The organism is Mesorhizobium sp. M0174 (assembly GCF_040322275.1).
Classification (GTDB): domain Bacteria; phylum Pseudomonadota; class Alphaproteobacteria; order Rhizobiales; family Rhizobiaceae; genus Mesorhizobium.
On the sequence record NZ_JAMYTB010000015.1, the window covers coordinates 15,379 to 34,316 of the forward strand.

Below are 18,938 nucleotides of genomic sequence, written 5' to 3' on the forward strand. Positions count from 1 at the left end.
TGCCGCGTTTATCGAGTCTGGTTGATCCACATCAGGGTTATCTCTTCATCGGCATGGTTTATTGAGCATTTTTGAACGGAGAACGGATGTCTAACGGACGGTTAGGTCGCGTGGAGACGCTTGGGAGATGAGCCGCAAACCGTGGATCGATTGCGATGCGTTCCAGTGCCCTTCGTCGCAGATAGCCGACGCAATGGCGGCACGCTGATGGCCGGCTCTGTCGATAGATTCGACGTTATTGTCGTCGGAGCCGGGCCGGTCGGACTTTCCTTCGCCGCGTCGCTTGCCCAGAGCCGACTCAAGGTGGCAGTGGTTGAACGGCAGTCGCTCGAAAGCCTGGCGAATCCGGCTTTCGACGGTCGCGAGATCGCGCTGACCCACGCATCGGTTGGAATCCTTCGCGAGCTCGGCGCCTGGGATGGCATCCCCGCTTCGGACAAATCACCGCTACAAGGCGCGCGCGTGCTCAACGGATCGAGCCCTTTCGCCCTGAGCTTCGATTCTCCCAGCGGATCTGGGGAACCACTCGGAATTCTGGTCCCAAATTGTCGGATCCGCGACGCCCTGTTCAAGATTGTCCGCTTCCAGGATCCTGCCCGGCTGCTGTGCGGCCACTCGGTCGTCAATGCAACAACCAGCCACAAAGAAGCAGTCATAACGCTCTCTGATGGCAGGCAATTGGCCGCTCGGCTGCTCGTTGCAGCGGATTCGCGTTTGTCCGCGACGCGCGACCTGCTCGGCATTGGCGCCGACATCAATCGGCTTGGCAACTCCATGCTGATTTGCCGGGTGAGGCACGAGCGCGCCCATCACCAGATCGCGGTCGAATGGTTCGATCACCATCAGACGATAGCGATGTTGCCGCTCATGGAAGGCGTGTCGTCGCTGCTTCTCACTTTGCGCTCAAGCGAGGCCGACAGACTGCTTGCTCTCGACGACGATTTGTTCCTCATGGAATTGACGAGCCGGTGTCGAGGACGCCTCGGAGAGATGACCTTGGCAAGCACCCGCCATGCCTATCCGCTGGTCACGACCTGGGCGCACAAGTTCTGGGCTCCGAGTGCGGCACTGATCGGCGATGCTGCCCTCGGCATGCACCCGGTGACCGCGCATGGCTTCAACATCGGCCTCAGTGGCCAGAAGCAACTCGCCGATAGAATCCTGGCGGCATGTCGCGAGCGCCGCGACATTGCTGATCCCGACATGCTCGGCAGATACGAAAGCCGGCTGCGTCTGTCGGCGGCACCACTCTATCATGCTACGAATGTACTTGTCGCTCTCTACTCAGGCGAGCACCCGACGGCACGGCTTGCAAGACATGCGGGGCTTCGCTTTGCCCAATATCTTCCCTTTATCCGCCATGGCATTTCGGCCATGCTCAGGCGGTGAATCGCAGGCAGCGCTGCCGCTCTGGAACGCTATCTCGGCCCGGCTTTTTGTCTCGCCGGGCGCGTTGATGCCGTTGGCAGGGCTGCTTCCATGGTGACGTTGCCGATTCTGGGATGATTCGGATCAAGGCACGCGTGCGGGCAAGAGCTCGATGGTCAGACGGCAAGGCCAAGAGCAGACGTGCGCCCCGAAGACATGGTGAGCGCACTGGTTAGCCCCGCTGGATAGTTAACCCGTCCTTCAGTGGGCCTGCGTAAGCTTGTCCTCGCGAACAACGATGGGAGCAAGCCGGTCCGTCCATGGCCCCGAAGAAAGTAGACACGCTGGAGGCCAAAATCCGTCAGGATCAGCTTGCTGACCTGAGGACCGGCCTCTTCGTGTCGATGCCGATAAGCGCTATCCTGTCAGGCCTGATTTTGACGGTGCACGCCCTTTCTGGCAGCGGCTTTGCCGCTGCAATCTGGTTCCTGGCCGTCAATGCGATAAATGCCGCCCGCCTTGCACTCGCGCGTTATCAGCTAAAGGAAACGGGGCGCCATGACGGATTAGTGGGGGTTTTGCCGCGGCTTCGCTGGTTTGGCATCCTTGCTCTTCTGGCAGGGTTTGCCTGGTCCTTCCTGGCCGTCCTGACTGTTGGATACACGACACCTCAAGCACCGCTGCATCTGGTCATTCTGGCGGGCATTTCCGCTGGTGCGGTTACATACGGCAGTTCGTATGCCGCGGCGGCGATCAACTTCATCACACCTCCGCTCCTCATCACGGTGGGTTGCCTTTTGGCGAAAGGCAATTTTGAAGACTACATTCTGGCTTTTACCGTTCTGCTCTTCATGGGCGGCTTGGTTCGAGCTTCGTTTGTTGGGCAAGCACGGTTCCGCGAAGCGAGCCGCCTGAGGCATGAGGCCGAGCGGCTTGCGGCGGAGATGAAGGCCAGTTCCAGGCAGGACCACCTGACGGCCCTTCTCAACAGGCGTGGCCTCGAACACGCTATCGGACGGTTCGAGACTGCGGATAGCCCCTTCGTGGCAATGCTGATTGATCTGGACGGGTTCAAATCCGTCAACGATACCTACGGTCACAGGACCGGTGATGAACTGCTTGTCAGGATCGCCCGCCGCATAGAGGAGGAAGCACCGGAAGGCTCAACGCTCGCTCGTATCGGCGGCGATGAATTCGTGCTGTTTTTTCCCTCAACGAGGGTTTCGCTTTCTGCCAGTGATCTCGCCTCCAATATCATAGCCAAAATTGCCCGCCCCTATCGGGAGGTCGCGTCCGTCCGGGTCGGGGCATCAATAGGAATATACCTGGCGGAAAGCCCGGGCCTGACCGAAATGTTGTTGCGGGCGGATATCGCCCTTTACACGGCCAAGCGTCGTGGCAGGAACGAATTTTGCCTGTTCGATGCCGAACTCGACAGGGAACTGCAACGCCGCCAGTCCGTCGAACGGGACCTTCATTCGGCGATAAAGACGAGAAGCTTGCAACCTTGGTTCCAGCCGATCGTGAAACTCGACACCGAGGCCGTGGTCGGTTTTGAAGCCTTGCTGAGGTGGTCCCATCCGACTCATGGTGCCATCTCTCCACCCGAAATCATCACAGCTGCACGCGAAACCGGAATGCTTCAGCTGCTGACGCAAACCGTCTTCGCCGACTGTTGTGCTTTTATCGACGGCTTGGTGAAAGCTGACTGTCGTGATTTCCGTGTGGCGATGAATGTTTCGCCGCGCGAACTGGAAGCCGGCGATATCGACGACATGGTTTTGGATGGTCTGGCGGCAAAAGGCGTCCCTGCAACGATGTTCGAAATCGAGATTACCGAAGAATCCCCGGTGGACCCGGACAGAGTGGATGAAAAGCTCGGACGGCTTTCACATGCGGGCATTTCCATCGCGCTCGATGACTTCGGCACCGGCTTTTCTACGTTGGCATCGCTCAAGGACAGTCGGATACGCAAGGTCAAAATAGACCAGGGCTTCATTCGCGGCTTGGCCAAGTCCCGAGAGGACCGACTGCTTGTCAAATCGGTCATCGATCTCGGTAACATGCTCGGGATCGAGGTCATGGCCGAGGGCGTCGAAACAGAGGCGGATCGGCAAACCCTGCACAAGCTTGGCTGCCGAACCGCTCAAGGCTTCCTGTTCTCCAAGGCTGTGCCTCTGAGCCAAGCACTGGAAATGGCAGTCAAACAGCACGCGAACCAGTTGTGACCGCTCCCGCCGCGCCGTCTCTCGCGGCCGTGCGCTCATGAGTGAGGGGTATCTGAACTTCCTTGTTTGAAGAGCATGACAATCCGTGCTGTGCGTCAGCCGGCGAACAGTTCCTTGTAGCCGGTCGTCACCATCCAGTTCGCCCGGTCGATATGGCTGCGAAGAGCCTTGCGGGCGCGGACCGGTTCAAGGGCCGGGTCGATGCCTAGAATGAGATCGGCCATCTCCTCTTCGCTGGCATTGTCGGCGCAGGCATCCAGGATCCGCAGGTAGATCGTGAAATGCTCCCTGTCGTAGCTCGTGAGGTTCTCCGACCAGGGGACTTCATCGCTCAACGTTGAGCTTCGACTCTCATCTGTTCCCATTGATCGATTCATGCCTGTTGCGAGCCTCGGCTGTTGAGCGCTGGATGCAACGCAGCATATCCCAAAATGGGATAATCCGAAACCGGGATTAGTCGCTGATCCGGTCTTTACCCGACCGGTTCGCCTACATGCCCAAGTCTCTTCGATCGCCCCGCCACCAGCGGTTTCTGGCCCAGTTGGTTTGCCTGCGCAAGGCCAAAGGCCTGACTCAGGCGCAGGTGGCCGAGAAACTTGATCGTCCCCAATCCTTCGTGGCCAAGTACGAGGGTGGAGAGCGGCGTCTCGACGTCATCGAGTTTCTCGACTTAACTGCGGCGCTTGACGCTGATCCGTGCGAGATTCTGTCCAGCCTGCGGTCCTAGCGGGCGCCCACGCACCAACGGCTCGCGCCGGTGCCGTGAACCGAGCGCGCTTTTCGTCGGCAAGCTGCCATTCCGCTGCGGGTGGGTCTTTACCCGGCCATGCCGATATAGGATGATAATCCTAGGTGGGGCGATTCCTCAACGGAGATCGCAATGGCTAGGACCAAACATTCCAAGCAGCTTTCACAGGCTGAAATCGAGCGCTTTCTGGCGGAGGCGGAACGGCTGCACAAGAGCATCGTCCAGCCGCTTCTATCACCTACCAGCAACCATTACCGGGCTCTCCAACGCACCCATGAAGCGCTGTTAAAGACGGTGAAGGATATCACGGGTAAGGATGCGCCGTTCATTCAATGGTTCGGAACAGGACCGGTGAATTAGACCCGACTTGTAGACCCCAGGCCGCAAACGTCGCATTCTCTCTTCGGAGGGAAGGAGCGTGGGCACCATCGCTATCAAGACAACTCCTGGCTGGCTTTCTTGCCTTCGAATCGACCCTGCCGCTCTCGGCTGCAACATCAAAGCCAATATCAGCTACAACACGGGCGAGCGCATCTATCATGTTCCCGGACAGGAATATTACTGGGAGACGCGCATCAACCTGTTGAAAGGCGAGCGCTGGTTTTGTTCGGAGGAAGCCGCGCGCAAGGCTGGGTGGCGGAAGTCTCGGGTCTGAGCGTCTGTGGTAAATGCTTGCGAAAATGCTGCATCGCACATGTTTTCGGTGCAGCATTCATTTGAAGTATTTATCGCGATCCGTTCGAAAAATCTGTCCAGCCTGCCGTCCTGGCGGGCGCCCGCGCGCCTGACGACGCGCACCAGGTGCTCGTGAACCGAGCCCGCTTTTCTTCGGCAAGCTCAGGCGGTCTCGGCCATTCGGCTTCGCCCCTTGGCGTGGGCAGCCCTTCGGGCTGTGACGGCCGCCGCCCTTGCGGGCGGCGCGGTTTGTCTGTTGGCCTTTCCCGGTGGCGCGGGGTGGGCGGCACTCCCTTCTAGGCCCGCCGCGGCAGCCCGCAACCCTTCGCGTGCCGCTCAGGGTCCTCCTCTTCGTTCCGGTCCTTCGGATGCGGTCCGCCTACCACGGCGGGCCTTTCCGGTCGCGACTCGCCGCCCATCCCGCTTCCGGGGAAAGGCGCGGCGATTGGCGAGCGGAGGATGAGACGATGCATGCAAACAGCAAGCGTTGTGCCAGCACAGAGGCTGGCGCAGGCAAGGGCGGGCGCCCCGGCGCCAGCCTTTATCAGGAGATCACCGACCGCATCATTGCCGAGCTGGAGCGCGGCACCGTGCCATGGGTCAAGCCATGGGGCAGGGCAAAGGCAGGCCTTGGCCTGCCGAGGAATGCATCCTCTGGCCGCACCTATTCCGGCATCAATATCCTTATCCTGTGGGGCGCGGTGATCGAGCGCAGCTATCCCAGCCAGAACTGGCTCACCTTCCGGCAGGCGCTCGTCCTTGGCGGCAACGTCAGGAAGGGCGAGCGCGGCACGACCATCGTGCATGCCGACCGCTTTGTCCCCAAGGACGAGAAGGAGCGCGCACGCCACGAGGGCGATGAACCACAGGCCGTGCCTTTTTTGAAGCGCTTCACCGTCTTCAATGTCGCGCAGTGCGATAATCTTCCGGAAGACCTCTATGCCGCCGCCGAGCCGCTGCCTCAGTGCGAGATCGTGCCGCAGGCCGAGACGCTCATTCGCGCCAGCGGTGCGGATTTCAGGGTCGGCGGCGATCGCGCTTTCTACATGCCGGGCAGCGACCACATTCAGGTGCCGCCGCAGCCGGCGTTCCATCACCAGATCGACTATTACCGGACCTGCTTTCACGAGCTTGGCCACTGGACCGGCCACCCGACGCGGCTTGCTCGCGACCTCTCCGGCTCGTTCGGCTCCAAGGCTTACGCGCGTGAAGAATTGGTCGCCGAAATCACTGCCGCCTTCGTCTGCAGCAATCTCGGTATCGAGCCGACCGTGCGTCATGCCGATTACATCGGCTCATGGCTGAAGGTGCTGCGCGAGGACAATCGCGCCATCTTCCGTGCCGCCAGTCTTGCTTCCAAGGCCGCCGATTTCCTGCTCGGCCTTCAGGCCGATGCCGAAGGCGAGGCGCAGGAAGGGATTGCGGCATGACGATGCGCGATCCTCAACTGACCGCGAGCGAGCCGACGCCGCAAGGCGAGCAGATGCTCATTCCCGGTGTCCGGCCGATCACCACGCGCGATCGGCTCACCCTCCTGATGGACGCGCCGATGTGTCCGCGCGCGGCGCAAAAGCCGCTCGATATCGGCCTCTTCGATGAAGCCAGCAGAAATCAATTCGACCTGTTCTGACAAGGAGTCTTCTTTCCATGATCCTGATCACCGATCCACTGCGCGCACGACTGCTCGCCAATGGCGCCGCCGACGCCGACATCGACCATTTTCCCGTTGTGAAACTGTTTAATCCCACAGGTGCCGCCACGTGGCTTCTGAGCGAACTCGACGCCGATGGCGACACGCTGTTCGGCCTTTGCGATCTCGGCTTCGGCTTCCCCGAACTCGGCAGCGTCAGTCTGGCCGAGCTTGCATCCGTAAAAGGTCCGCTTGGCCTCGGCATCGAGCGCGACCTGCATTTCCAGGCGCGCTTTCCGCTCTCCGTCTATGCCGAAGCCGCCCGCATTTGCGGCCACATCACCGAGGCCGAGCGACTTCTGCGGCAGGCAGCAGACGCCCTTTCAAAGCCCCATTCCGAGCTTCCGCCCGACACGGCGGAACAGCAGCGCCGATAGGGGCAAAAACCGTCCCGCCGCGCCGGCCTTCGGCCTCTGCGGCGGGACAACCTCAACCAAAGCGAAGGAGAGTAACCATGCAGCTTGCCCACATCCGTTTGGATCGGCTCAACATTTCCGCGCTCAACATGCGCCATGGAAAACGCGCGCCCGACATTTCCGACATCCTGCCATCCGTGCGTGCGCGCGGCGTGCTGGTGCCTCTCCTTGTGCGGCCGAACGGCCAGCCGGAAACCTTCGAGATCGTCGCCGGCAGGCGGCGCTATTTCGCCGCGAAATCGCTTGCCGACGAGCGCGGCGAAGGCGATCCCTTGCCCTGCGCCATCATGGAGGACGGTGACGACGCCGATGCGCTGGAAGCCTCGCTGATCGAAAACCTCGCCCGCCTCGATCCTGACGAAGTATCGCAATGGGAGACGTTTTCGCGGCTCGTCAGGCAAGGCCGCACCGTTCCAGACATCGCTGCGACCTTCGGCATCACTGACCTGAAGGTCAAACGCATTCTGGCGCTTGGCGACCTCTTGCCCAAAATCCGCGAAGCCTATCGCCGCGAGGAGATCGACGCCGAGACGGTGCGCCATCTCACCATGGCGTCCAAGGCGCAGCAGAAGGACTGGCTGGCACTCTGTGCCGATCCCGATCAATACGCGCCGCGTGGCTTTCAATTGAAGCAATGGCTGTTCGGCGGCCAGTCGATTTCCACCAAGGTGGCGCTGTTTGCCATCGACGAATATCCCGGCCTGATCACCTCGGACCTGTTCGGCGAGGACAGCTATTTCGCCGATGCCGACCTGTTCTGGCAAAAGCAGAACGAAGCGATTGCCGCCAGACGCGACACCTATCTCAACGACGGCTGGAGCGAGGTGGTGCTGCTGGAGCCGGGCCAGTATTTCCACCCATGGGACCACGAGAAGACCCCGAAGAAGAGGGGCGGCAAGGTCTTCATCGCGGTCACGTATCGCGGCGAGGTCGAGTGTCACGAGGGCTGGCTGTCACACAAGCGAGCCCGCCGCGCCCGCGAGGGCGGTGAGCAAGAAGAAACAGCCGCCAAGCCGCCGCGCCCCGAACTCACCGGCCCGATGCAGAACTATGTCGATCTGCATCGCCATGCCGCCGTGCGCGCGGCCATGCTCGACCATCCCGCCGTGGCGCTGCGCCTCGTGGTGGCGCACGCCATCACCGGTTCCGGCTTGTGGCAGGTGCGCCGTGAGCCACAGCGCGCAGCCAACGAGACGGTGACTGCCAGCCTTGACGGCTGCAAGGCTGAAGCTGCATTCGGCAAAAAGCGGCGCGAAGTGTTGGCCCTGCTCGGATCACCGGATGAGGATGGCGTGGTCGCCGGCGGCAATGGCGACGCCTTTGCTATCGCCGGCGTGTTCGCGCGCCTCTTGGCGCTGTGCGACGACGATGTCATGCGCGTTCTCACCCTTGTCATGGCCGAGACGCTTGCAGCCGGCAGCACCGTCATCGAGGCGCTCGGCAACCATCTGAACGTCGATATGGGCACATGGTGGCAACCGGACGATGCCTTCTTCGACCTCTTGCGCGACAAGGAAATCGCCAATTCGATGCTCGCCGAGGTCGGCGGCAAGCTGGTCGCGGACGGCAATGTCGCCGAGAAGGTCAAGACGCAAAAGAAGATCATCCGCGACTTCCTGGCGGGCGAGAATGGCCGCCTCAGGGTCGAGACCTGGCTGCCGCGCTGGATGAAATTCCCGGCCGAAAGCTACACCAGCCGCGGCGGCTTCCGCACCGCCGATCAGTGGGCACAAGTGCAGCCGCTGTTCGCGCGCGAATAGTCGATCAGGGCCCGAGCGGCGGTTCTCTCGAGTGCCGCCGCTCAGGTCGCGCGCGCCGCTCCGGACCGCGCCGGCTGCCGATCGGTCGTCATGTCGAGCCAGTGCCGCGCGCGAGAAATCCCGACGCCAATTCGCCCCCGTTTCGGCAGCCCTGCACCACGCCGGGTTGCTTGCCGAGGCGCCAGGCGCATGGGTCCAATTGTCCGATCCGGTTGCCGACAGAGCCCGCGCAGCCGGCGCCCTGTAATGCCGCCTGCTCGTTGTGCCGCCGATCGCGCCACCTGTCTCCATGTGTCTCAGGGACCATTCCCCTGCGGCTGGCTTGACGACCTATGGGCGGATCCGGCCCGCCCGAAACCCTCGCCAGCAGCTTTTTTCCCCGCCGCCTGCGGCGGCTTCCTCGCGCCGCTTCGCTTCAAAAAAGCTGTCCGCTCGGGTCCTCCGCTATCGCTGCGGCCGTCCCGGTTCCGGCGGTCCGGACGCGCCCATCACGGTCCGCCATCGCAGGGGAATGGTCCCCGGCGAGCACCAAAAGGAGACTAAAATGACCGCGATCGGATACGTTACCAAACAGGAAAACGGCGGCTACAAGGGCCAGCTCAAGACGCTTAGCGTCCGCGCCGACATCGACATCGTGCCCAATCAGGCAAAGAGCGCCGACACCCATCCCGACTTTCGGGTGCTGACGCAAGGGGTCGAAGTAGGGGCCGGCTGGATCCGCACCGGCGAGACCTCCGGCAAGGACTATGTGAGCCTGTCGATTGCCGCCCCGGAGTTCGGTCCGCGCAAGCTCTACGCCAATCTCGGCCGCGCCGCCGGCCAGGACGACGACGACACATACGCCATCATCTGGAACCCGGTCGACTGAACCGCCAGCCTCGAGCCCCGCGCCGCCACCGGCGCGGGGCTCTTCTCAAGAAGGGGCGGCGAAAACTCGCCCCCCACTCTTCGCCCGTCCCCAAAACGATCTCGCTCGCCGATCCTCGCCTTCGCTTGTCCGTAACGAAACGAGGACCATCATGGACGACGAAAACGAACGCGCGGCCCGCGCGAAGAAGGGCAGTCCGTTTCTCAACACCGCGCAGGCCGCCTTCTATATCGGGCTATCCCAGCGCACGCTGGAGAAGATGCGGCTCAAGGGCGGTGGCCCGCAATTCCGCAAGCACGGCCGCTATGTCCGCTATCACATCGACGAGCTCGACGACTGGTCGAAGGGACGCGCGCAGGAGACCAGGCCCGAGGATGGCGGGCACAATTCCGGCTCGGCCGGTGAGGGAGGCCGCTCATGAGCCGGCGTCCCACTATCCGTCTGATCGGCAGCCATCTGCGGCGCATTCGGGCGCGCAAGACGATCGCCGTGGCCACAATAGGCCTCGGCCTGATCGGCTTCGCCGCTTTCGACAACCCATCGCCCTGGCTGGTCTGGAACGCCTCGGCCAGTGCGCCGGTCGGCCTCTATCGCGTCGCGTCCGGATCACCGGCTCGTGGCGATCTGGTGCTCGTCCGCCCGCCAAAACCGGTCGCCGATCTCGCCGCCGAACGCTTCTATCTGCCCAGCAATGTGCCGCTGGTCAAGCGCCTTGCCGCGCTGCCTGGCGAGCATGTCTGCGCCTTCGGCGACGCCATCATCATCGGCGGCGAGATTGTCGCGCGCCGGCTGGCAACCGACACGCAGCACCGTCCGCTGCCTTGGTGGAATGCCTGCCGCAAGCTCGCCGCCGACGAGTTTTTCCTGCTCGGCAACGATAGAAACCGCTCCTTCGACAGCCGCTATTTCGGGCCGGTGCCGGCCGAAAATATTGCCGGGAGGCTCGTGCCGCTATGGACCGAGTAACCCTCCTGATGCTGGGCATGGTCGCGATAGCGCCATGCGCCTGTTCCGCCGCGACCGACGCTCAGCCGGCCGCCATCTCCCGTGGTCCGCAGCTCCAACGATGGCAGCACTTGATAGCCGAAGCAAGCCGGCGTTTCAGCATTCCACAGCCCTGGATTTATGCCGTCATGGATGCCGAAAGCCGGGGGCAGACAATGCTGGACGGACGGCCGATCGCCTCACACGCCGGCGCCATTGGCCTCATGCAGGTGATGCCCGGCACCTACGAGGAGATGCGCGCAGAGCTTGGCCTGGGGGCCGATCCGCACGACCCTCGCGACAACATTCTGGCAGGCACTGCCTATCTGCGCGCCATGTATGACCGCTTCGGCTTTCCCGGCCTGTTTGCCGCCTATAACGCTGGGCCGGACCGCTACGAACAGCATTTGCAGCGTGGGCGACCGCTGCCCAGCGAGACGGTTTCGTATCTGGAAGAGCTCAAGGCTGCGGGGATTTCGGCCGCCGACATGGACGCGTTCACCGGCAAATCCCGTTCCGGAAAAGCGCCGGAAATCCCGTCCGGGCAGTCGCTGTTTTTCCTGCGAAACGGTGTTTCCGCGACCGATCCGAATGGCCAAATTGTGGTGCCGCTCGGATCGGAGCGAGCAAGGTCAGGCCGGCCGGATCGCAGGTGAGGGCAGGGGTACCGTGGGTCGCGCCGGGCAGGGAGGCAGGTCCGCGGAAGGCAAGATAAAGGCATCGCCTCCTGGAGGCGGCGAAGTCTTTGTCTGCACATCGTTTTTCACGGAGGCTGCGTTCAGCGTCAGGAGAGCTTCTGCCGACAAACCTTTGATTTTGTTAAAGATTGCTAGGAGGCTCAATGCAGGATGAAGAGTTCAAGCCGAGCCTGGGCAAAATCGGATCGCGCGGCTCGAAGGCAGGCAAGCGTTTCGCCGGCCAGATCCGCGCCGCGATCAACCGAGCCGGCGGCGGCAGCGGTCGCCGTGGCCGCTTCATCGGAAGCCGGGCGGGGCGCGGCGGGGCTGCTGCCGCCGTTCTCAGAGCGCGCGACCCCCACGCGGCGTTTCGGCAGCGGCGCGCCGTCGTCAAGGCGCGTATCGTCAAGCTGGCCGGCAAGGGTGTTGACGGGGCACGTGCACACCTTCGCTACCTCCAGCGCGACGGCGTCACCCGCGAAGGCGAGCCTGGCGAGCTCTATAGCGCCGACAGCGACCGTGTTGATGGCAAGGCCTTCATCGATCGTGCCGATGGCGACCGGCATCAGTTCCGCTTCATCGTCGCCCCTGAAGACGGCATCGAGTATGACGACCTGAAGCCGCTCACGCGGCGCCTCATGGCGCAAATGGAAGAAGACCTCGGCACCAAGCTCGACTGGGTCGCTGTCGATCATTTCAACACTGGTCATCCGCATACCCATATTATCGTCCGCGGCAAGGACGACCGCGGCGAAAATCTTGTCATCGCGCGAGACTACATCTCGTCTGGAATCCGTGAACGGGCGGCCGAGCTGGTCAGCCTCGACCTTGGCCCGAGAACGGACCGCGAGATCGAGCAACGCCTGCGCCAGGAAATGGAGCGGGAACGCTTCACCAGCATCGATCGGCAGCTGCTCCGCATGCGCGACCATGAGGGGCATGTCTCACCGGCCAGCCGAGACACGTTTCGCCAGACGCTGCACCAGGGCCGCCTGCGCAAGCTCGAGCGGATGGGTCTGGCTGAGGAAGTCGGCTCGGGCCGCTGGCGCCTTGATGGCGAGCTTGAAGCGACGCTGCGCCGCATCGGCGAGCGGGGCGACATCATCAAGACCATGCACCGCGAACTGACCGGCAAGGGGCTCGCCCGCAGTGCCGCCGACTATGTTGTCCATGATCGATCTGCAGAGCAGATGCAGCCTGTCGTCGGCCGCATCATTGCGCGCGGCCTGGCCGACGAAATCACTGACCGCCATTACCTCGTCGTCGACGGCGTGGACGGCAAAAGCCACTATGTTGATATCGGCAAAGGCGAGGCCACCCAACCGACGCCAGAGGGCTGCATAGTGCGGGTCACGCCGAGGGACGCCGGGCCAAGGCAAGTCGACCGCACAATTGCCGAGATCGCCACGGCCCATGACGGGCGCTACAGCATCGATATCCATCTCAAGCATGACCCGTCGGCCACCGAACGCTTTGCCGAAACGCACGTGCGGCGACTGGAGGCGATCCGCCGGGCGACCGGTCGTGTCGAGCGCGAGCCGGACGGTACATGGACTATCGCGCCGGACCATCTCGACCGCGTCGCGGGCTACGAGCGTGAGCGAGCGAGGGCCGAGCCTGTTGTCGTCGACAAGCTCTCGTCAATGCTGCTGGAGAGCCAAGTCAGCTTCGACGGCGCCACCTGGCTCGATCGAGAGCTGGTTTCCGACATACCGGAGGCCTTGCACAGCTCTGGTTTCGGCCGCGATGTCCGAGAGGCGCAAGGCCGCCGACGGCAGTGGCTGATTGCGCAAGGTCTTGCGCATGAAGCGCAGGATCGGGTCGTCTATCGCGCGAACATGCTTTCGATGCTGCGCCAACGCGAGTTGAACCGCGTGGCCGGCCAGTTGTCGAACGAACTCGGTCTGTTCTATTCTGAAGCCCAGAGTGGAGATCGAATAGACGGCACGCTCCGCCGCTCCGTCGAGCTCGCCGGCGGAAAATACGCTGTCATCGAGAAATCGCGCGAGTTCACGCTGGTGCCATGGCGGCCGGTGCTTGAGCATCATATCGGCAAGGAGGTTTCCGGCGTCGCGCGTGCAGAGGGGATTTCATGGACCATCGGCCGGCAGAGAAGCGGACCAAGCATTTCGTGACATGGCTACACAACTTCTTTTGCCCGCGTTGAAACAGGTACTCAGTCCGGACGGAGTTCGCCTGCTAACTGCCCGCGGCATTGATCTCGCGAGGGATAAATGGCTGGTCGTGCAAGACTTATCGTTCGCTCTACAAAAAGCGCCGCGATGATTCATCGTGTTCCATGATTCTGAGCCAAAACCCTCCTGCGACACCACGGCACTCTTCCCGGTGCCACGGAGCCGCGCCGACGACGGCGGTGCCGGCCTGGTTGCGCAGGGCTGCCCCGACCCAAACAGTTGCGGCGCATTGAGGACATTGCAATCACTGCCGGTGCGGCCATCGGCGCGCTCGATGAGATGGTCCGCCAGCTAGAGAGGTGGGCTGGCGCCTTGTGACAGCGCGTAGGGCTTTCGGCGGCCGCAGTACGGCGAAGCAGGCTCGCGGCGTCGAGGATGAGGCCGCACTTCGCGATGTTCTTCTGCTCACACGACCGGAAGACGAGGTCGGCCCTGCGGGCCGGATGCTGTTGGCCGGGCGTGAACTGGCAGCCCATCCCGCTGAGGATCTTCTAACGGGAGAAACCTCGCTGCGGTGGGGAAGATTTTGGTCGACGCCCGCGATGACGAGGCGGTCAGCGACCTGGCCAGACGAGCTTCGGCAGTTTTCCGCTGCGGCATGGTGACGTGCGCGATCATGGCCGCCGAATGAGATCGCTTCGAACGCACCGTCGGATGCTGGCTCGCCGACGCTTTACTGGCTGGGTTGGGGCCATGCGGTGCCGCTACTGGGCACCGAGGCAGCTTTGGGCATGAGACCCGATCAATCGCGGCGGGCCCGACGGTCATTGCGGCATCTGGAGTCGAGGCCGGGTCAGACCGGGCGAAAAACCTGCTCGTCGCGCAGGAGCCCCGCGTTGCGCCGTCGATCTTTCCGCCCAACTCAGCGCCGCGCCGACCAGGGCTTGCCATTGCCCCGAAACTGAGGCCAAGGCGACGGACCCCCCTGCGTATACCGACGCCATACGCGCGCCCGTCGGCGAGCGAACCGTGGACCTCACACAATCTGAGGTGCTGGTGACGATGTGCATCGCCTACTTCCATCCGCACTCCACCCACGAGCTCACCCGTGCGCCCGCGGTGCTGCGAACCCGCCGACGAATATTTGGCAGAAGCCGGAGTAGGCGCTCACCCGCGACGATTTTTTTGGCCTTGACCGGGCCGGGCGACGCGACCCGAGCGTCGGGACAAAAAGCCGGGAAGGGGAGGGCACCAGCCCGGTTGAAGCCAAGGGCATGATGATGTGAGGACGATCTGCTGGCAAGAATTTGCGGAGATCGATGCTGTCATGGCGCGCTCGTCGAAGACTCTGAGCGGCGCCGACGTGGCTGCTCGAAGGAGAACACTTCACTCCGTGACCGGCCGGACCTGATTACGATCTCCATTGGAATAAAGAAGAACGACGGGCCGAATGGCAGGGTTGATCGCCAAGATGCGCGATCTGCCGGCTGTCCTGCGCGCGTGCGGGAGTCGCCACCATGAGCTTTACGACAAAATTGCCGGCAGAGGCCGATTTCAAGAAGGTCTTGCTCTATGCTATCAGGAGGCGGTCGCACGCAGCGCAAGATCGGCGGAGAACTTTGGGATCTCACGAGCAGAATCGAGTTCGCCACTTTGCTTGGTGCGGCGATTGCTGTCACAGCGATGACAATTCGCAGGATTGTGCGCCACCTTGGATTTGTGTCGCGGAGCTATGCTTAATTTATGATGTGACTGCCGACAGTTGGCATTGAAGTCATTGGCGAGCCATGCCGGCGTGGCATTCCCCTCACGGATCACTTGATCCGCCGCCCGAAGTAAGGCGTGCCTGTAGGCCGGGATCGGTCCCGAATGCTCGTAGGACGGCAATTCGCTCGGGAGCCCGATCAGATTTGAAGCTCCGCGACCGTCTGGCGCCGACGGCAGCCAATAGAAGCGCGTCTGACCGATCGTGCGTCCATCTCCAGAAGCCCGCTAGCAGGTTGTGACCATTGCTATGGCAATGCAGCAGTCCTGGATGGCTGCATCAAATCCACGCGCGCGCTGAAGCATCGTGAAAAATTCATGGAATATTTCAGCTGATAAAAATGAGCCGATTCAATTTCGATCGATCAATCAGCGCCCTTCTCGGGGCTGTCGGTCCGCGTCGCGCCTGACGGCGGCGCTATGCTGGTGCTCCTACGGCCGCCCTGTTGAACCGCTTTCTCCAGCACCGAACTGAATTGGTCCCGCTGGCGGACATTTCGATGCTTCCGCCTTGTAGGCCTTCTTTGTTGCGGCCGGCTCTGCGGCACGGCTGCGCCGACGTGAACGTGCTTGGCGGCACGTTTTGTGAGGGAGGGAAAGAGGCGCGCGGCCCTCTCCCTGCAAGCCGCCGATGGCGGATTCCTCCGTCTGCCCGCTTCGCTCCGTGCAGACCGGGGAGATCCCTCCGCCCCCTTGCTCGCCGCTGCTCGCCACGATGCAGGGGGACAGGCGACCTGAACCCGTGCCCAAGCCGATCTGATGGCAGAGGCGGTGGGGCTGGACATGGGCCCGTGGTGGACGTACGTGCCACACAAATCCTCATGCTCGCCTAACCGGCCGCAACGTATGGCAATCCGGGCAGTCCCGACGAAAGATGGAGTAGGTCTCCGCCATTCCCGTGTCCGAACCCAGAAAAGTTACTGGTTTCCTTACGGGCGCGATACAAAGGGCACAGGCTGGACTTGGCTGCCGGGGGCGGGGCTTGTCGACCGCTCGATCGAAAGTGAGAGACGAGGAGGAGAATCACCGACCTGCAGAGCGGCAAGGCGCTCGCCTACCTCCCTGTCAGTCACCGTTAGCCGATGGTTTAGACGAAGATAGTCCGTCCATGTCGGCGTGCGGAATGTCTCGGTCCAAAGAGTCGAGTTCTGAAGATCGCGCTGGAGAGTCCAGTCCCGCGCACCGGCACGGCTCTGAACGCGCCGCCTTTCGCGCATGCAGCTCAGAAATTCCTCGATATTCTCCTCGGGTATCGAGTACTCCACCTTGATCACGATCGGGCCGCTCCTGGGCTTCAAATCGAGGGCCAGTTCTGGTGGCCTGAAGTCGAAGGCCCCTTGATCCGATTCCTCCCATAGCCGTACCGGCAATAGCTTTCCCACGGCTGCAACCAGCAACAGCGCCGCTGCAGCACCTTCCAAAGCCCACGTCAGGGAATAGTACTGCGCGACAGCACCCCAGATCCAGCTGCCCGCTGCCATGCCGCCGTAGGTCAGGGCGTAATAGATCGACAGGGTGCGACCAACGACCCACCTTGGGCTTGCCAACTGCACACACACGTCGGTTCCGGTCCAGGTGACAACCCAGCCTGCGCCAGCGATTGCAAGCGCGATCGCTGCTACAGCCACCGATGATGTGAGAGCCAGTAAAAGGCAACACGTTGCGCAAGCAACGGATGCGAGCGTGATCAATCGATTTTGGGACGTGATGCGTCGCAAGTAGCTATTGCCAATGCCCGCGATGAAGGCGCCTGTGCCGAAGCCGGCTAACAGGACGCCGTAAACAATTGGCCCCCCCGCCAGTTGGTCGCGAACCACGAGGGGGAGCAGAGCAAGGATCGAGATGCTTGACAGCCCGAACAGGGTTGCGCGCACGATCGCCACTCTGATCTCCGAGGAGATTGCCGTGAAGCGCATGCCATCATGAATGGCCGTCGTCATCCGCTCGCGCGGAAGAGGCGAAGAGCGAACTTGCCACTTGGAGCGCAGCACAGCGCTCAACGGGACCAGGTCGGTCAGCGCAGCGAAGGCGAAAGCCGTAAGGGGGCCCAGCAAAGCCAAAATTACACCGCCCAGCGCCGGTCCTATGCTCCGAACCACGTTGTACCCCACCGACATCAGCGTCACTGCAGCGGGTATGTCGCGCTTTTCCAGGATGTCGCCGACCGAGGCGTGCCAGGCTGGATCATTCAAGGCAAAGCCGCATCCCGCCAAGAAACTCAGTCCCAAGATCATCCATGGACTGACAAAGCCGAGTCCAACAGAGAGAGCCAGCGCCGTGGATGCCAGTGCGATCAGGCAATGTCCGGCAAGCATCACGCCGCGGCGGCTGAAGCTGTCTGCAATCGCTCCAGCAAGGATCGACAAGAAGAAGGCGGGCAGTGTCGATGCAGCCTGCACGAGCGCAACCATCAGATCGGAGGCTGAAATCGTTACCATAAGCCAGCTTATAGCCACGCTCTGCACCAGCCAGCCAAGGCTGGATATCTGCGTGGCTGTCCAGATCGAACGAAAGACCGGATTCTGAAGAGGGATCAGTGTGTTTGCCGCAAAGGGCGGGGAATCTTGACGCCGCATGACTTCTCACCTCCACCACGTAGTTCTTTCGCTCACTCACTTGCTGACAGCGGTGCGCTTACGCACAGCTGCGTCACAACCAAGTTCCGATATCGCGCTCGCAACAAAGTAGATGTCGCATCCACGGTGCTGATGCGCGATGAGTGTGCCAGTTGGGCGTCAGCTGGTCTGGGTCGCGCAGCCCGATGGGGTGCGGTCTGCCCTGCGACTCTTGGCCTTGGACGGTGCTACCGCCCCGATGGCCGGGTTGTCAAACTGCCACGGTGCTAGCAGCGAATCCTCTGCCGATCGTCGGCCGCAGGATCGCGGTGGTGGCGGACGAGTATTCTGATCCGGAGAAAGGCAGCGGCGCGGTCAAGATCACGCCGGCGCACGACTTCAACGAATTTGAGGTCGGCAGGCGCCATAAGTTGCCGGCGATCAATATTCTCACCGTAGAGGCGGCGGTCACCCTCACGGACAATGACGACTGTCTCGCCGGGCTGGAGGTGACGCCGTAGCGCCATGCGGTCCGGGACGAGCTCGACGGTCTGACGCTTACATCTCGCCGAACTGGTATCCAAGCAAGCATGAATTCCATAACCAGGTGCCGACGTGGAACTATCTCGTCGTCCACGCCCACGGACGCATCACTGTCCGGGATGATGAGCGCTATGTGCGCCGTAACGTGGCGAAGCTCACTCATATGCATGAAGCCTCGCAGCCTGCCCCGTGGAAGATGGGCGACGCGCCGAAGGACTTCATTGACACGATGGTGAAGGCGATCGTCGCCCTGGAAATCGAGATCACCGGCCTGGTTGGTAAATCAAAACTCAGCCAGAACAAAGAGGTGCGCGACATTCAGAACGCTGGTGAAATGCTGAATGCCCGAGGCGTCAATGGGATGGGAGAAGCGATGCTCGCGGTTGCGGCGGCCAAATCCCAATAGCAACTATCTTGTCCCGACAAGCCGCTGGTGCTGGATTTCCAACGGGTGACCTTGAGAGACAAATGCTTCGGCTCGCCGGAAACGCGACCAGCATCTGACCACCCGCTATGCGGCAGATGGA

The 18,938-nt window shown here is 62.2% G+C and carries 17 protein-coding genes and 2 pseudogenes; 16 read left to right on the plus strand and 3 right to left on the minus strand.

Annotated features, from left to right (window positions below):
- Nucleotides 1-207: 207 nt before the first annotated feature.
- Both ubiM and NKJ13_RS23405 read left to right on the plus strand, forming a co-directional pair.
- Nucleotides 208-1,389, plus strand: a complete 1,182-nt coding sequence (ubiM, locus tag NKJ13_RS23400; protein ID WP_352778556.1) for a 5-demethoxyubiquinol-8 5-hydroxylase UbiM — start codon at nucleotides 208-210, stop codon at nucleotides 1,387-1,389.
- A gap of 299 nt (nucleotides 1,390-1,688) precedes the next feature.
- A complete protein-coding gene (locus NKJ13_RS23405; RefSeq protein WP_352778489.1) occupies nucleotides 1,689-3,596 on the plus strand; it encodes a putative bifunctional diguanylate cyclase/phosphodiesterase in 1,908 nt (635 codons plus the stop codon).
- A gap of 95 nt (nucleotides 3,597-3,691) precedes the next feature.
- On the opposite strand, the gene NKJ13_RS23410 is transcribed toward NKJ13_RS23405, so the two are convergent.
- A complete protein-coding gene (locus NKJ13_RS23410; protein WP_352610886.1) occupies nucleotides 3,692-3,973 on the minus strand; it encodes a DNA -binding domain-containing protein in 282 nt (93 codons plus the stop codon).
- Between the two features lie 116 nt (nucleotides 3,974-4,089).
- On the opposite strand from NKJ13_RS23410, the gene NKJ13_RS23415 reads away from it, so the two are divergent.
- The 12 genes from NKJ13_RS23415 to rlxS all read left to right on the plus strand — a co-directional run bounded on the left by NKJ13_RS23415 (nucleotide 4,090) and on the right by rlxS (nucleotide 13,549).
- Complete coding sequence (locus NKJ13_RS23415; protein WP_352778491.1) at nucleotides 4,090-4,323, plus strand: helix-turn-helix domain-containing protein; 234 nt, start codon at nucleotides 4,090-4,092, stop codon at nucleotides 4,321-4,323.
- Between the two features lie 153 nt (nucleotides 4,324-4,476).
- A complete protein-coding gene (locus NKJ13_RS23420; protein WP_352748082.1) occupies nucleotides 4,477-4,704 on the plus strand; it encodes a hypothetical protein in 228 nt (75 codons plus the stop codon).
- A gap of 73 nt (nucleotides 4,705-4,777) precedes the next feature.
- Nucleotides 4,778-4,999: a sunset domain-containing protein gene (locus tag NKJ13_RS23425; RefSeq protein WP_502901939.1), complete on the plus strand. Its 222-nt coding sequence runs from the start codon at nucleotides 4,778-4,780 to the stop codon at nucleotides 4,997-4,999.
- A 487-nt stretch (nucleotides 5,000-5,486) separates the two neighbouring features.
- Nucleotides 5,487-6,449 carry an ArdC family protein gene (locus tag NKJ13_RS23430; protein ID WP_352778493.1) on the plus strand — a complete coding sequence of 321 codons (963 nt, stop codon included), beginning with the start codon at nucleotides 5,487-5,489 and terminating at the stop codon, nucleotides 6,447-6,449.
- Complete coding sequence (locus NKJ13_RS23435) at nucleotides 6,446-6,649, plus strand: hypothetical protein (protein WP_352593339.1); 204 nt, start codon at nucleotides 6,446-6,448, stop codon at nucleotides 6,647-6,649. Before NKJ13_RS23430 ends, NKJ13_RS23435 begins: the two co-directional genes overlap by 4 nt.
- A 17-nt stretch (nucleotides 6,650-6,666) precedes the next feature.
- Nucleotides 6,667-7,086 (plus strand): DUF2958 domain-containing protein, encoded by a 420-nt coding sequence (locus NKJ13_RS23440; protein WP_352593336.1) that lies wholly within the window; start codon nucleotides 6,667-6,669, stop codon nucleotides 7,084-7,086.
- A 77-nt stretch (nucleotides 7,087-7,163) separates the two neighbouring features.
- Entirely contained in the window at nucleotides 7,164-8,885 is a 1,722-nt protein-coding gene (locus NKJ13_RS23445) for a ParB/RepB/Spo0J family partition protein (RefSeq protein ID WP_352778495.1), read from the plus strand.
- Between the two features lie 544 nt (nucleotides 8,886-9,429).
- A complete protein-coding gene (locus NKJ13_RS23450) occupies nucleotides 9,430-9,753 on the plus strand; it encodes a DUF736 domain-containing protein (protein WP_023672372.1) in 324 nt (107 codons plus the stop codon).
- 151 nt (nucleotides 9,754-9,904) lie between these two features.
- Nucleotides 9,905-10,174 (plus strand): helix-turn-helix transcriptional regulator, encoded by a 270-nt coding sequence (locus NKJ13_RS23455; RefSeq protein ID WP_352453595.1) that lies wholly within the window; start codon nucleotides 9,905-9,907, stop codon nucleotides 10,172-10,174.
- Nucleotides 10,171-10,719, plus strand: coding sequence for a signal peptidase I (gene lepB, locus NKJ13_RS23460; protein ID WP_352502721.1), 549 nt, complete (start codon nucleotides 10,171-10,173; stop codon nucleotides 10,717-10,719). The genes NKJ13_RS23455 and lepB overlap by 4 nt, the downstream gene beginning before the upstream one ends.
- Nucleotides 10,707-11,393, plus strand: a complete 687-nt coding sequence (locus NKJ13_RS23465; RefSeq protein WP_352778498.1) for a lytic transglycosylase domain-containing protein — start codon at nucleotides 10,707-10,709, stop codon at nucleotides 11,391-11,393. Before lepB ends, NKJ13_RS23465 begins: the two co-directional genes overlap by 13 nt.
- Before the next feature lie 185 nt (nucleotides 11,394-11,578).
- Nucleotides 11,579-13,549, plus strand: coding sequence for a relaxase/mobilization nuclease RlxS (rlxS, locus tag NKJ13_RS23470; RefSeq protein ID WP_352778500.1), 1,971 nt, complete (start codon nucleotides 11,579-11,581; stop codon nucleotides 13,547-13,549).
- 1,749 nt (nucleotides 13,550-15,298) lie between these two features.
- Here rlxS and NKJ13_RS23485 read toward each other — a convergent pair.
- Nucleotides 15,299-15,517 (minus strand): annotated as a pseudogene (locus NKJ13_RS23485) (hypothetical protein); the annotation flags it as partial.
- Nucleotides 15,518-16,242: 725 nt separating this feature from the next.
- Nucleotides 16,243-17,889, minus strand: coding sequence for an MFS transporter (locus NKJ13_RS23490; RefSeq protein ID WP_352493105.1), 1,647 nt, complete (start codon nucleotides 17,887-17,889; stop codon nucleotides 16,243-16,245).
- Between the two features lie 281 nt (nucleotides 17,890-18,170).
- On the opposite strand from NKJ13_RS23490, the pseudogene NKJ13_RS23495 reads away from it, so the two are divergent.
- Both NKJ13_RS23495 and NKJ13_RS23500 read left to right on the plus strand, forming a co-directional pair.
- A pseudogene (locus tag NKJ13_RS23495) lies at nucleotides 18,171-18,386 on the plus strand (hypothetical protein); the annotation flags it as partial.
- An 89-nt stretch (nucleotides 18,387-18,475) separates the two neighbouring features.
- A complete protein-coding gene (locus NKJ13_RS23500; protein WP_502894959.1) occupies nucleotides 18,476-18,817 on the plus strand; it encodes an FMN-binding negative transcriptional regulator in 342 nt (113 codons plus the stop codon).
- Nucleotides 18,818-18,938 lie beyond the last annotated feature (121 nt).